Raw genomic sequence first — 14,190 nt, forward strand, 5'->3', positions numbered from 1 at the left:
ACAGAAAAGAAAAGGCCGGCCCCTTGCGGGAGCCGGCCTTTTGGTTTTTCAGGCGCCAGGCTTACAGCGGCTTGCCGCGATTGCCGTGGGCCGCGACGAAGGCCTGGATGGCCTTCAGGTCGTTGGGCAGCACGGTGCAACGCTCTTCGCGCTGGAACAGGTCGGCCAGGTGCGCCGGCAGCGCCGGAACCGCGTCGATGCCGGCCTTCTCCACCGCTTCCGGGAACTTGACCGGGTGGGCGGTGCCCAGGACGACCATGGGGATGGCCAGGCTGCGACGGCATTCGCGGGCGGCGCGCACGCCGATGGCGGTGTGAGGGTCGAGCAGTTCGCCGCACTCCTTGTAGACCTCGGCGATGGTCTCGCAGGTCTGGGCGTCATCGACGGCCAGGGAGTCGAACAGCTTGCGCGCTTCGGTCCAGCGGTCTTCCTCGACGCTGAAGCCGCCGCCCTGCTTGAAGGTGTCCATCAGGCTGGCGATGGCGGCGCCGTTACGACCGTGCAGGTCGAACAGCAGGCGCTCGAAGTTGGAGGAAACCATGATGTCCATGGACGGCGACAGGGTCGGGTGCAGGGTGTCCTTGACGTACCGGTTGCCGCTCATGAAGCGGTGCAGGATGTCGTTGCGGTTGGTGGCGACGATCAGTTGGCTGATGGGCAGGCCCATGTTGCGCGCCAGGTAGCCGGCGAAGATGTCACCGAAGTTGCCGGTGGGCACCGAGAAGGCCACGGAACGAGCCGGGCCGCCGAGCTGCAGGGCGGCGTGGAAGTAGTAGACGATCTGGGCCATGATCCGCGCCCAGTTGATGGAGTTGACCGCTACCAGTCGGGTGCCCTTGAGGAAGCCCTGGTCGGCGAAGCTGGCCTTGACCATCTCCTGGCAGTCGTCGAAGTTGCCTTCCACGGCGATGTTGTGGATGTTCTCGCCGAGGATGGTGGTCATCTGCCGGCGCTGCACCTCGGACACCCGGTTGTGCGGGTGCATGATGAAGATGTCGACGTGCTCGCAGGCCTTGCAGCCTTCGATGGCGGCCGAGCCGGTGTCGCCGGAGGTGGCGCCCATGATCACCACGCGCTCGCCCCGCTTGGACAGCACATGGTCCAGCAGGCGACCCAGCAGTTGCAGGGCGAAGTCCTTGAAGGCCAGGGTCGGGCCGTGGAACAGCTCCAGCACCCACTCGTTGCCGTTCAGCTGGCGCAGCGGCGCCACGGCGTTGTGGGCGAACACGCCGTAGGTTTCCTCGAGGATCTTCTTGAAATCGGCATCATCGATGCTGCCGGCAACGAAGGGGCGCATCACGCGGAAGGCCAGTTCGTGGTAGGGCAGGCCGGCCCAGGAGGCGATCTCCTCGACGGTGAAGCGCGGCAGGTTTTCCGGTACGTAGAGGCCGCCATCGCTGGCCAGGCCCGCCAGCAGGACGTCTTCGAAGTTCAGGGCCGGGGCCTGGCCGCGGGTACTGATATAGCGCATGGTTCGAAACCTTCTAAAAGCCGATGAAAGCGCTGAAGGCCGGAGGCTGTACGCAGAAACTTTCTCGTCCAGCCCTCAGCCCTTCAGCCTCAAGCGAGTTGTTCTACGCGGATGCGCACTACGCTGCCCACCACGTCGTCGAGGGCTTCCAGTGCGGCGATGGCGTCGTTGACGCGCGCTTCGACGACCCGGTGGGTAACCAGGATCATCGGCACCAGGCCATCCTGCTCCTCGACTTCCTTCTGCATGATGGATTCGATGTTGATGCCGCGCTCGGACAGGATGGTGGCCACCTGGGCCAGTACGCCCGGATGGTCCTTGGCCTGGATGCGCAGGTAGTAGGCGCTCTCGCAGGCCTCGATTGGCAGGATCGGGTGGTCGGACAGGGAGTCCGGCTGGAATGCCAGGTGCGGCACGTGGTTCTCAGGGTCGGTGGTCAGGGCTCGGACCACGTCCACCACGTCGGCCACCACGGCGGAGGCGGTGGCCTCCATGCCGGCGCCGGCGCCGTAGTAAAGCGTGCTGCCGGCAGCATCGCCGTTGACCATCACGGCGTTCATGACGCCGTTGACGTTGGCGATCAGGCGGTCGGCCGGGATCAGGGTCGGATGCACGCGCAACTCGAAGCCGCTGTCGGTGCGACGGGCCACGCCCAGGTGCTTGATGCGGTAGCCCAGGGCTTCGGCGTAGTTGACGTCGGCGCTGGTGAGCTTCGAGATGCCTTCGGTGTAGGCCTTGTCGAACTGCAGCGGGATGCCGAAGGCGATGGAGGCCAGGATGGTGAGCTTGTGGGCGGCGTCGATGCCTTCGACGTCGAAGGTCGGGTCGGCTTCGGCATAGCCCAGGGCCTGTGCCTCTTTCAGGACGTCCTCGAAGGCACGGCCCTTCTCACGCATCTCGGTGAGGATGAAGTTGCCGGTGCCGTTGATGATGCCGGCGAGCCAGTTGATGCGGTTGGCGGCCAGGCCTTCGCGGATCGCCTTGATCACCGGAATGCCACCGGCCACGGCGGCCTCGAAGGCGACCATGACGCCCTTCTCGCGGGCCTTGGTGAAGATCTCGTTGCCATGCACGGCGATCAGCGCCTTGTTGGCGGTCACCACGTGCTTGCCGTTCTCGATGGCCTTGAGCACCAGCTCGCGGGCCAGGGTGTAGCCACCGATGAGCTCGATGACGATGTCGATTTCCGGGTTGTTGGCCACGTCGAAGATGTCGGCGGTGATGGGGGTGGCGCCGGTTTCACACTTCGGGTTGGGGCGACGAGCGGCAATCTGGGCGACCTCGATTCCACGCCCGGCACGGCGGGCGATCTCCTCGGCGTTGCGTTTGAGTACGTTGAAGGTGCCGCCACCGACGGTCCCAAGGCCACAGATGCCTACTTTTACCGGCTTCACGCTGAACTCCCCATCATCACTGCGAAAATGGCCGGGTGAGTCCCGGCCGAGGAAAAGAGCCGCACTTTACGAAGCGGCCGAATATTGGTCAATCGAGGCAAGCGCCCGGATTACTTGGCTTCGAGGGCGATTTTCGCCAACTGGGGCGCCGGCTGGTAGCCGGGGATCATCTGGCCATTGCCCAGTACGATCGCCGGGGTGCCGTTGACGCCGATCAGCTGGCCGAGCTCGAACTGCTTGGCTACCGGGTTGTCGCAGGTGGCGGCCGGCAGGTCCTCGCGGGATTTCGCCTTGTTCATGGCGTCCTGGCGGTCCTTGCTGCACCAGACGCTGACCAGGCTGTTGTAGCCATGGCTGCCGATGCCCTGGCGCGGAAAGGCCACGTAGCGGACTTCGATACCGCGACGATTCAGCTCGGGCACTTCGCTGTGAAGCTTCTGGCAGTAGCCGCAATCGGTGTCGGTGAACACGGTGATATGGGCCTTGGCCGGCCCCTTGGGCGAGAACACCACCATCTCGCTGGTGGGGATCGCGTTGATCTCCTTGGCGATGGAGCGGCTCTCCGCCTGCTCGGTGAGGTTCACCGGCTTGCCGTTCTGCACCTGATAGAGGTAGCCCTGCATCAGGTACTGGCCATCGGCGCTGGTATAGAGCATGCGCCCTCCCTTGAGCTGCACCTGGTAGATGCCGGTCATCGGGCTTTCGCCGATGGACTCGATGGGCAGGCCCAGTTGCAGGGTGTCCAGGGTCTTGCGGATGGCCGCGTCCGGGTCGTCGGCGAGGCTGAGGGTGCTGGCGAGGCCAAGGGCCAGGCCTGCGATGAGACGGGTCACGCGCATGGTTACTCCTGTCGAGCGGCGGACGGTCGGAAACTGCTCAAGCCTAACACAGATGCCTCCCGCAGCAGACGCACCGCGCCAGGCGGATCACGGGACGACGAAGCGGTCTTCTGTCGGCTTTCGCCTTGAAAAGACAACCGCCCTGGCCGGGCGTTCACCGGGGCGACGCAGTGCCTCCCTCCAGGCGCGCGCGGACATTCCGCCGGGGCGACGCATACGTCGCCTGATCCGGCTCACCCCCTTGGGTGGTGGCGGGCGTGGAGTTCCTGCAGGCGGGCGCGGGCGATATGGGTGTAGATCTGGGTGGTGGACAGGTCGCTGTGCCCCAGCAGCATCTGCACCACCCGCAGGTCGGCGCCATGGTTCAGCAAATGGGTGGCGAAGGCATGGCGCAAGGTGTGGGGCGACAGCGATTTACCGATGCCCGCCACCTTCGCGTGGTGCTTGATACGGTGCCAGAAGGTCTGCCGGGTCATCTGCTCGCCCCGGAGGCTGGGGAAGAGCACGTCGCTCGGCTTGCCATCCAGCAGGAAGGGGCGCGCCTCGCGGACGTGGCGTTCGATCCAGGCGATGGCCTCCTCCCCCATGGGCACCAATCGCTCCTTGCTGCCCTTGCCGAACACCTTGATCACCCCCTGGCGCAGGTTGACCTGTTCCAGGGTGAGGCTGACCAGCTCGGTCACCCGCAGGCCGCAGGCGTAGAGCACCTCCAGCATGGCCCGGTCCCGCAGGCCGATGGGGTCGTCCAGCTCGGGCGCCTGAAGCAGGGCTTCGACGTCCGCTTCCGAGAGCGACTTGGGCAAGGGCCGCCCCAGTTGCGGCAGGTCCACCTGCAGGGTCGGATCCTCGACGATCAGGTTTTCCGCCAGCAGGAAGCGGTAGAAGCCCCGCAGGCCGGACAGGAAGCGCGCCGTGGAACGCGCCTTGTAGCCCTGCTCCAGGCGCCAGGCGAGATGATCGAGAATCAGGTCCCGGCCGGCCCGGTCCAGGGCAAGGCCGCGCTCACCCAGCCAGCCGTTGAAGTGGGCCAGGTCGCTGCGATAGGCGGAGCGGGTGTGCTCGGAGAGCCCCTTCTCCAGCCAGAGGGCGTCGAGGAATCGGTCGATCAGGGGGTGGTCGAGGGCAGGCATGTTTCCACTGACAGGCATTCGGATCGGGCTAGTCTTCCATGGGCGACAGCCGATTTCACCCTCGAGAAGGAGCCTCGATGAGCGAACACCACATCCTGCTGGGTCTGGGTGGCATCGGCGCTGCCGCGTTGTTCGGCCAGTGGCTGGCCTGGCGCCTGCGCCTGCCGGCGATCCTCTTCCTGCTGCTGGCCGGCATCCTGGCGGGGCCGGTGACCGGGCTGCTGGACCCGCAAGCCTTGTTCGGCCCCCTGCTGTTCCCCCTGATTTCTCTGTCGGTGGCGCTGATCCTGTTCGAAGGCAGCCTGACCCTGCACCTCTCCGAGTGGCGGGAGATCGGCAGCGTCGTGCAGCGCATGGTGACGCTGGGCGCGTTGATCACCTGGGCGGTGATCGCCGTCGCCACCCATTGGCTGCTGGGCTTTTCCTGGGAGCTGGCGCTGCTGTTCGGCACCCTGACGCTGGTCACCGGCCCAACGGTGATAGTGCCGATGCTGCGGGTGATGCGCCCGCGCAGCTCGATCGCCAACATCCTGCGCTGGGAAGGCATCGTCATCGATCCCATCGGCGCGTTGCTGGCCGTGGTGGTGTTCAGCTTCATCGTCAGCCAGGGCGACGGCGGCTGGGCGGCCAGCCTCTCCACCTTCGCCGCCGTCATCGCTTGCGGCACCCTGCTGGGCGCAGCCGGGGGCTGGCTGTTCGGCGTGGTGCTGCGTCGCCACTGGCTGCCGGAGTACCTGCAGAACCTGGCGGCCCTTGCAGCGGTGCTAGGGGTCTTCATCAGCGCCAACCTGCTGGTTCATGAGTCCGGCCTGCTGGCGGTCACGGTCATGGGCATGGGCCTGGCCAACATGCGCGGCGTGGATGTGCGGCCCATCCTGCATTTCAAGGAGAACCTCAGCGTGCTGCTGATTTCCGGTCTGTTCATCCTGCTGGCGGCACGCCTGGATTTCGCGGCGCTGGTGGCCATGGGCCCCGCCACCCTGTTGCTGCTGGCGGTGATCCAGTTCATCGCCCGGCCGCTGAACATCGCCGTCAGCACATGGGGCTCCAGCCTCGACTGGCGAGAGCGCGCCCTGCTCGCCTGGATCGCGCCACGGGGCATAGTCGCGGCGGCGGTGTCGGCCATCTTCGCCCTGCGCCTGCAGGAGTCCGGCCACGACCAGGCCCATCTGCTGGTACCACTGACCTTCCTGGTGATCATCGGCACCGTGGTACTGCAAAGCGCCACCGCCCGCCCATTGGCGCGGCTGCTGAAGGTGGCCGAGCCGGCGCCCTCGGGCTTTCTCATCATCGGCGCCAATCCGGTGGCGCGGGAGTTGGGCAAGGCGCTGCAAAACCTCGGCACCCGCGTGCTGCTGACCGACTCGAGCTGGGAAAACATCCGCGCCGCGCGCATGGACAACCTGCCTACTTATTTCGGCAATCCCGCCTCCCAGCATGCCGAGGCGCACCTTGACCTGGTGGGCCTGGGACACCTGCTGGCGCTCTCCCCTTCCAGCGAACTCAATGCGGTGGCCTGCATGCACTTTCGCCACGACTTCAGTGCCCAGCGGCGCTTCACCCTGCCCAGCGGCCAGGAAAGCCGTCGCAGCGACACGCACCGTGCAAGCGAAACCGTGCGCGGTCGCCACCTGGGCAACCAGCCCCTGACCTTCCCCCAGTTCGCCAGCCGCCTGGCCAAGGGCGCGGACGTCCGCACCACAACGCTGACCGCGGCCTTCGGCTGGGAGGATTACCAGGCGCTGCACGGCCACCGCGCGACGGTGTTGCTGGCCCGGGATCCCCGTGGCTGGGTCCACCTGGCCGGGCAGCCGCTGGATTTCACGCCGGACAGGGATTGGACCCTGGTGGCGCTGATCGAAACCGAGGAAGCGCCCGGTGTGGCCGCTGATTGCGCCCTCGCCCAATTACAGTGAGGGGCGGGTGTTCTCCACCCTGACCACTCGCCCCTGGGCATTGCTCATCCACCCGCGTGACACGCACGAGAAAGCCACCCGGATTGACGCCATCAAGTAGGAAAAATCCGCAAAAATACTGGGAAACAACTGAAACTCGCACACAAAGGCACTGACTGCGTAGGCCCTGGAAAGGCACTGGGATACTTTCACATCGCGACGTTCAGGGTCGCGATCCGGATCCCCAGTCATCCCCAGGAAACCATCATGTGCCTTCGCCTTCTGGTGCGTCTTGTGCTCATCGCCTCGACCCTATCGCAATCAGTTCTCGCGGCCCCGGAGGTCCTGCTGCTGGGCGCGCGCTCCCTGGCTTTCGGGGATGACCTCCAGCTCGACGAGGCGGACCGGCAATGGCTGCGGGACAAGGCCGAACTGCGCCTGGCGATCGCCGATGACCTGCCGCCCTTCGACATCACCTCCAGCGGTGGAGAGTACGAAGGCCTGACCGCCGATATCGCAGGCTTGCTGTCCCGGCAGTTGGCGATCCCCGTGCGCATCCTGCGTTACCCGAGCCGGGCCGAAGCCTCCCGGGCGATCATCCAGGGAGACGCCGACCTGCTCAGCAGCTCAAACGACTTCGAACGCCGCGACCCGCGCCTGGTGCTGTCCAGACCCTACGCGCCGGACCGCCCCAGCCTGATCGCCCGGCAAGGGGACAAGCGCGACTGGCCGGAAGACCTCGCCGGCGTCCAGGTCGCGATCGTGAGCAACTACCTGCCCCTGGACATGATGCAGAACCGCTACCCCGAGGCCATCCTGACGCTCTATCCGAGTACCGCCGCGGCACTCAACTCCGTGCTCAACCGAGAGAACGACCTGTACCTGGGGGACCTGATAGTCGCCAACTACCAGATCAACCAGATCTACGAAGACCACCTGCGCATCGCCCGTCTCGCCGACTTCAAGGCCAGCGGGATCGGCTTTGCGGCCTCCCGGGACCAGCCGCGACTGCTCAGCCTCGTCGACCGGGTGCTCGAGCACATGCCAAGGGGAAACCAGTCGGCACTTCTCAAGCGCTGGAGCGGCGGCAACAGCCCAAGCCTGCTCGAACCCGGCCTGACGCTCACCCCCGAGGAAGGGCAATGGCTCCAGCGGCACCCCGTGGTCAAGGTGGTCACCTACGGCAACTATGCGCCGGTGTCCTTCTTCGACAACGAAGGCAACTACCACGGCATCGCCGCAGACCTGCTCGACCAGATCCGCGCGCGCACCGGACTGCGCTTCGAGATCGTGCGCACCACGACCGTGGAGCAAATGATCAACGCCGTGGAACAGGGCAAGGCCGACCTCATTGGCGCGATGAACCGGCAGCGCCTGCTGATGCACGACCTGGACTCGACTCGCCCCTACATGGAAGTGGCCTTCGCCACCATCACCCGCAACTCCACCAGCGGCCCCGCCCGCCTGGCGGAGCTCAACGGTCGGAAGCTCGCGCTGACACGTGGCTATCTGCTCACTGACTACCTGGGGGAGAAGCACCCGGGGATCCACCTGGTGGAACAGGATTCGCTGCTCGACACCCTCTCGGCCGTGGCTCGCGGAGACGCGGATGGGGCGGTGATGTCGACGATAGTCGCCGAGTACTACATCCGCCGAATGTTCTCCGACCAGCTACGAATATCGGAAATCATCGACATTCCGCAGGAAAGCATCGCCTTTGGCGTGAAGAAGGAAAACCGGCTGCTCCGATCGATTCTCGACAAGGCAACCGCTGCCATCCCGCCGGATGAACTGTCGACCCTCGTCAGGCAACGCTGGCGCTCCAACGTGGAGATCAGCGGACCGCGTGAGCCTCTCGATCTTGGCCTGATCTATCGGATCGCGGGAGCGGCCGCTTTGCTCCTGCTCTTCTTCCTCGCCTGGATCATCTACCTGCGGCGCCAGATGGACCTTCGCAGACGTGCCGAACGGGCGCTCAGCGACCAGTTCAGCCTGATGGAGGCGCTGGTCAACGGGACACCGCACCCTATCTATGTGCGGGACAGGGACGGCCGCCTGCTCATGTGCAATGACAACTACCTGGAGGCGCTCCATCTCAGGCGCGAAGACGTCATTGGCCGGCTACCCCCCGTCACGAAACTGGGCTGCGAGGAGGAGCGCAAGACCCTGTTGGCCGACTATCGGAAGGTCACGGAGAGCGGCAGCGCACTCCGCTGCGATCGCCAGCTGTACAGCCTCGGCGGCCCCCTGAGCATCTATCACTGGATCGAGCCCTACCGGGACTTCCAAGGCGAGATCAAGGGCGTGGTCAGCGGCTGGATCGATATCAGCGAGCGGCTGCGACTGGTCAGGGACCTGCAATCCGCAAAGGAGCGCGCAGATGCCGCGAATCGTGCCAAGAGCACCTTCCTGGCGACCATGAGCCACGAAATCCGGACACCGATGAACGCCATCATCGGCATGCTGGAGCTGGCACTGGAGCGGGCCGATCGGGGGGAATTCGACCGTGGCGCCATTGAAGTGGCCCACGGCTCGGCCCGCGACCTGCTGGACCTGATCGGCAATATCCTTGACATCGCACGCATCGAGTCGGGACGACTCAATCTGTCACCGGTGCGCGCCAACCTGCGGGAGCAGACCGAGGCGGTAGTCCGGGTGTTCGACGGCCTGGCCCGGCAGAAAAACCTGCGACTGAGTCTGGATTTCGACCGGCGCGCCGGCGTCGATGTGCTGGTGGACCCGGTCCGTTTCCGGCAGATCCTCGCCAACCTGGTGGGCAACGCCATCAAGTTCACCGAGGCTGGCGAGGTCTCCATCGAGATCCAGGCGGAGCCAGGGCCGGACAAGCGCCTGGACATCCAGCTCAGGGTGAAGGACACCGGGCCCGGCATGGCCCATGAAGACCAGGCTCGCGCGTTCCAGCCCTTTCATCAGGGCCCCGAAGGTACCGCAAGCGGGGGCACGGGCCTGGGCCTGGTCATCTGCCGCACCCTCTGCGAGATGATGGGCGGCAGCATCCAGCTGGAGAGCGAGCCCGGCCATGGCACCCGGATCAGCGTCGCCCTGAGCCTCCTGGAGCTGGCGCCGCTTCCTCCACGCCCCCGGCAGGAAATACCCGTCGAGGCGCTCGAAACCCAATCGCCCCTTAGGGTGCTGGTGGTGGATGACAATCCGGCCAACCGCGAACTGCTCAAGCAGCAACTGGAGCATCTCGGGCACCGGGTGATCGAAGCCGAGCATGGCAAGGACGGGCTGAAGCGCTGGAAGCCGGGACGCTTCGACCTGGTGATCAGCGACTGCAACATGCCGGTGATGGATGGCTACGCATTGGCCCGCGCCATTCGTGAACGGGAAGCGCGCTGCGGCGGGACGCGGATACCAATCATCGGCTACACCGCCAATGCCCAGCAGGAGGAACATGAGCGCTGTCGGCGCGCAGGGATGGACGCCTGCCTGTTCAAGCCCATCAGCCTGCGGCAGTTGTCGCAGCAGTTGGCCATGCTGGAGGAGCAGCCGCTATCCGCAATGCCGGTCGCGAAGACGGGCGGGCTGCTGGATGAGCGGAACCCGGAACTCCGCCAGCACTTCCTCGAGACACTGCTGAACGCCAACCGCAAGGACCTCGAACAACTGCGCGGCCATCTGGCCGCTGGCGAATGGCAGGAGGTTGCCGCAACGGCGCACAAGATCAAGGGAGCGGCCCGCATCGTCCACGCCGAGGCCCTTTGCCAGAGCTGCGAGGCGCTGGAGGCAGCCTGGAATGATGAAAGACCCTTCGCGGAGCTGGCAGGCCTGGCGGAACGGCTGGCCGAAGAAGTGGAGCGTCTGGAGGGACAATTGCTGGAAGCGTGCGAGTAGGCATCGCGCAGGCATGAAAAAGCCCGCCGCGGTTTCCCGGGGCGGGCTTTTTCGAGAAGCAGACCTTAGGCCAGCTTCTCCTTGATGCGAGCGGCCTTGCCGGACAGGTCGCGGAGGTAGTACAGCTTGGCCTTGCGTACGTCGCCGCGGCGCTTGACGCTCAGGCTGTCAACCAGCGGGGAGTAGGTCTGGAAGGTACGCTCCACACCAACGCCGTTGGAGATCTTACGCACGGTGAAGGCGCTGTTCAGGCCGCGGTTACGCTTGGCGATGACCACACCTTCGAAGGCCTGCAGGCGGGAACGGTCGCCTTCTTTCACCTTCACTTGAACGATCACGGTGTCGCCCGGGGCGAACGCCGGAATCTCTTTGTTCATTTGTTCAGCTTCGATCTGCTGAATGATCTTGTTGGTCATCGCTGTGCTCCTAAGGCAGGCCTTCTGGGCGTGCCATCGATACGTTAACTATCGTTCCGCTGGCGGATGTATTCCTCCAGCAGCTTTTTCTCTTCTCCAGAAAGCGAGCGGCAATCCAGAAGATCGACCCGACGTTCCCAGGTACGCCCAAGCGCCTGCTGCAAACGCCATCGCCGGATGTGTTCGTGGTTGCCGCTTAGCAGCACCTCCGGAACACGCTTGCCTGCATACAACTCCGGACGGGTGTAGTGCGGGCAATCGAGCAGGCCATCCGTAAAGGAGTCCTCCTCGGCGGAGTCCGCGTGGCCCAAGGCTCCGGGCAGCAACCGCGTCACCGCATCGATCAGCACCATGGCCGGCAGCTCACCGCCGGACAGGACGTAATCACCAATCGACCATTCCTCATCGACGTGCTCTTCAATGAAGCGCTCGTCGATGCCTTCGTAGCGCCCGGCGATGAGGATCAACGCTTCCTCCTTCGCCAGCTCGCGCACGGCCGCCTGCTTCAGCTGGCGTCCCTGCGGCGAGAGGTAGATCACCTTCGCCTTCTCCCCTGCCGCTGCCTTGGCTGCCGCCAGGGCCCGCTCCAGGGGCTGGATCTTCATCACCATGCCGGGACCACCGCCGAAGGGCCGGTCATCCACCGTCTGGTGGCGGTCCTCGGTGAAGGCCCGCGGATTCCAGCAGTTGAGCTTCAGCAGCCCCTGCTTCACCGCACGACTGGTAATGCCGTACTGACTGATGGCAGCGAACATCTCGGGAAAGATGCTGATGACTTCAACCTGCATGTTCTTCATGTCAGGCCCTCAGAAATCAACGTCCCACTCCACCCTCATCTCGCCGGACTCCAGGTCGATCGACTGCACGCACTGCTCCGTGTAGGGCAGCAGGCGTTCGCGATCATCCAGGCTTCCAGCACAGGGTTTGACCACCATCACATCGTTGGCGCCGGTCTCGAGCAGGTGATCGATGCGGCCGAGCAACTGCCCGTCCTGATTGATCACGTTGAGACCTTCCAACTGGTGCCAGTAGAACTCGTCTTGGTCGAGCTCAGGCAACTCACTGGCGGCAACGCAGATCTCGAAACCTGCATAGGTGCGGGCGATATCGCGATCGACCAGCCCCTTGAGCTGCACCACCAGAAACTTGCCCTGGACGCGTCCACCGGCAACTTCGACCTGCTTTACCTCGTTGTCACGCCTGAGCGTCCAACGGGGGTAATCGAGCACGTTGTCCAGAGGATCGGTGAAGGAATAGACCTTCACTTCGCCACGTACGCCGTGCACCGAGAAAATCTTGCCGAGAACGATGAGTTCGTCGGCGGCGGCCGGCGTCGTGCTCATAAAAGATGCTTAGGCAACAGCCTTGGCAGCTTCCTTCAGCAGCTGAGCAACACGCTCAGACGGCTGGGCGCCCTGGCTCAGCCAGTAGCTGACGCGCTCCTGGTTCACGGACAGCTTGACTTCAGCGCCCTGAGCAACCGGGTTGAAGAAACCGACGCGCTCTACGAAGCGACCGTCGCGCGCATTGCGGCTGTTGGTCACGGTCAGGTGGTAGAAGGGGCGCTTCTTGGAGCCGCCACGGGCAAGACGGATGGTTACCATTGAACTTCGTTCCTATAGTCGGTGCTTTTCAAGCTGTGCACACACATGGGCCATGGGCCCGAAAGGCCGCATATTCTAAGGATTATCCGGCCGATTGCAAATCTCTTTTGAGGGCCACCTGTCGGTGGGAGCTACAAGCCGCAAGCGGGACGGTTTCCTGGAGCCCGCCGCTCGCAGCTTGCAGCCGTTTACATCTTCGGCATGCCGCCGCCGGGGAACATGCTGCCCATGCCCCGCATCATCTTGGCCATACCGCCCTTGGCGGTGACCTTCTTCATCATCTTCTGCATCTGCTTGTGCTGCTTGATGAGACGGCCGACGTCCTGCACCTGGGTGCCGGAGCCCAGCGCGATACGGCGCTTTCGGGAACCGCTGATCATTTCCGGGTCGCGGCGTTCGGCGGGCGTCATGGAGTTGATGATCGCCTCCATCTGCTTGAACTGCTTTTCCGCCGCGTTCTGTGCGTTGCCCATCTGCGCCAGGTTGACGCCTCCCAGCATGGGCAGCTTGTCCATCAGGCCGCCCAAGCCGCCCATGTTCTTCATCTGCTGCAGTTGGTCGCGGAAGTCTTCGAGATCGAAGCCCTTGCCCTTCTTGATCTTCTTGGCGAGCTTCTCGGCCTTCTCGCGGTCCATGGTCTGCTCGGCCTGCTCGATCAGGCTGAGGACGTCGCCCATCCCGAGGATGCGCGAGGCGACACGGTCCGGGTGGAAGGGGTCGAGGGCTTCGGTCTTCTCGCCCATGCCGAGGAACTTGATCGGCTTGCCGGTGATGGCGCGCACGGACAGGGCGGCGCCACCCCGGGCGTCGCCATCGACCTTGGTCAGCACCACGCCGGTGAGCGGCAGGGCGTCATTGAAGGCCTTGGCGGTGTTGGCGGCGTCCTGGCCGGTCATGGCGTCGACCACGAACAGGGTCTCCACCGGCTTGATGGCGGCATGGACCTGCTTGATCTCGTCCATCATGGCGGCGTCGACGTGCAGACGACCCGCGGTGTCGACAATGACGACATCGATGAACTTCAGCTTCGCCTCGCGGATCGCCGCCTGGGCGATGTCCACCGGCTTCTGGCTGGTATCGGAGGGGAAGAAGGTGACGCCGATGTCGTTGGCCAGGGTTTCCAGCTGCTTGATCGCCGCCGGGCGGTAGACGTCCGCGGACACCACCAGCACGGTCTTCTTCTTGCGCTCCTTGAGGAAGCGCGACAGCTTGCCCACCGTGGTGGTCTTGCCCGCACCCTGGAGACCGGCCATGAGGATCACCGCCGGCGGCGCTGCGTTCAGCGCCAGGTCCTCGTTGGCGGCGCCCATCAGCTCCACCAGTTCGGCCTGGACGATCTTCACGAAGGCCTGGCCCGGGGTCAGGCTCTTGGAAACCTCTGTACCGACCGCACGTTCCTTGATCTTGGCGACGAAGTCCTTCACCACCGGCAAGGCGACGTCGGCTTCGAGCAGGGCCATGCGCACTTCGCGCAGGGTGTCCTTGATGTTGTCCTCGGTCAGCTTGGCCTTGCCGGTGACATGGCGCAGCGTCTGTGAGAGGCGGTCGGTTAGGTTTTCAAACATGCGCGTTCCTTTCGGGCT

The 14,190-nt window shown here is 64.7% G+C and carries 11 protein-coding genes; 2 read left to right on the top strand and 9 right to left on the bottom strand.

Annotation, left to right across the window (positions count from 1 at the left end; all coding sequences use genetic code 11):
* Window positions 1-61: 61 nt before the first annotated feature.
* The 4 genes from thrC to xerD all read right to left on the bottom strand — a co-directional run bounded on the left by thrC (window position 62) and on the right by xerD (window position 4,834).
* On the bottom strand, window positions 62-1,471 hold the full coding sequence (gene thrC / locus KF707C_RS23200; protein WP_003451539.1) for a threonine synthase: 1,410 nt from the start codon (window positions 1,469-1,471) through the stop codon (window positions 62-64).
* Window positions 1,472-1,560: 89 nt separating this feature from the next.
* Window positions 1,561-2,865, bottom strand: coding sequence for a homoserine dehydrogenase (locus KF707C_RS23205; protein ID WP_003451538.1), 1,305 nt, complete (start codon window positions 2,863-2,865; stop codon window positions 1,561-1,563).
* Between the two features lie 110 nt (window positions 2,866-2,975).
* A complete protein-coding gene (locus tag KF707C_RS23210) occupies window positions 2,976-3,704 on the bottom strand; it encodes a disulfide isomerase DsbC N-terminal domain-containing protein (RefSeq protein ID WP_003451528.1) in 729 nt (242 codons plus the stop codon).
* Between the two features lie 233 nt (window positions 3,705-3,937).
* Window positions 3,938-4,834 (bottom strand): site-specific tyrosine recombinase XerD, encoded by an 897-nt coding sequence (xerD, locus tag KF707C_RS23215; RefSeq protein ID WP_003451526.1) that lies wholly within the window; start codon window positions 4,832-4,834, stop codon window positions 3,938-3,940.
* Between the two features lie 77 nt (window positions 4,835-4,911).
* On the opposite strand from xerD, the gene KF707C_RS23220 reads away from it, so the two are divergent.
* Both KF707C_RS23220 and KF707C_RS23225 read left to right on the top strand, forming a co-directional pair.
* Entirely contained in the window at window positions 4,912-6,750 is a 1,839-nt protein-coding gene (locus tag KF707C_RS23220) for a cation:proton antiporter (protein WP_003451523.1), read from the top strand.
* 246 nt (window positions 6,751-6,996) lie between these two features.
* Entirely contained in the window at window positions 6,997-10,587 is a 3,591-nt protein-coding gene (locus tag KF707C_RS23225) for an ATP-binding protein (protein ID WP_003451521.1), read from the top strand.
* A gap of 65 nt (window positions 10,588-10,652) precedes the next feature.
* Here the strand turns inward: KF707C_RS23225 and rplS are convergent, their stop codons facing one another.
* From rplS to ffh, 5 genes are all read right to left on the bottom strand, one after another.
* Window positions 10,653-11,003 carry a 50S ribosomal protein L19 gene (rplS, locus tag KF707C_RS23230; protein WP_003451517.1) on the bottom strand — a complete coding sequence of 117 codons (351 nt, stop codon included), beginning with the start codon at window positions 11,001-11,003 and terminating at the stop codon, window positions 10,653-10,655.
* A 44-nt stretch (window positions 11,004-11,047) separates the two neighbouring features.
* Entirely contained in the window at window positions 11,048-11,800 is a 753-nt protein-coding gene (gene trmD, locus KF707C_RS23235; RefSeq protein ID WP_003451512.1) for a tRNA (guanosine(37)-N1)-methyltransferase TrmD, read from the bottom strand.
* 9 nt (window positions 11,801-11,809) lie between these two features.
* Window positions 11,810-12,346 (bottom strand): ribosome maturation factor RimM, encoded by a 537-nt coding sequence (gene rimM, locus KF707C_RS23240; RefSeq protein WP_003451509.1) that lies wholly within the window; start codon window positions 12,344-12,346, stop codon window positions 11,810-11,812.
* A gap of 9 nt (window positions 12,347-12,355) precedes the next feature.
* Window positions 12,356-12,607 carry a 30S ribosomal protein S16 gene (rpsP, locus tag KF707C_RS23245; RefSeq protein ID WP_003451507.1) on the bottom strand — a complete coding sequence of 84 codons (252 nt, stop codon included), beginning with the start codon at window positions 12,605-12,607 and terminating at the stop codon, window positions 12,356-12,358.
* Window positions 12,608-12,795: 188 nt separating this feature from the next.
* A complete protein-coding gene (gene ffh, locus KF707C_RS23250; RefSeq protein WP_003451504.1) occupies window positions 12,796-14,172 on the bottom strand; it encodes a signal recognition particle protein in 1,377 nt (458 codons plus the stop codon).
* Between the last annotated feature and the right edge of the window lie 18 nt (window positions 14,173-14,190).

Source organism: Pseudomonas furukawaii (assembly GCF_002355475.1).
Classification (GTDB): Bacteria; Pseudomonadota; Gammaproteobacteria; order Pseudomonadales; family Pseudomonadaceae; genus Metapseudomonas; species Metapseudomonas furukawaii.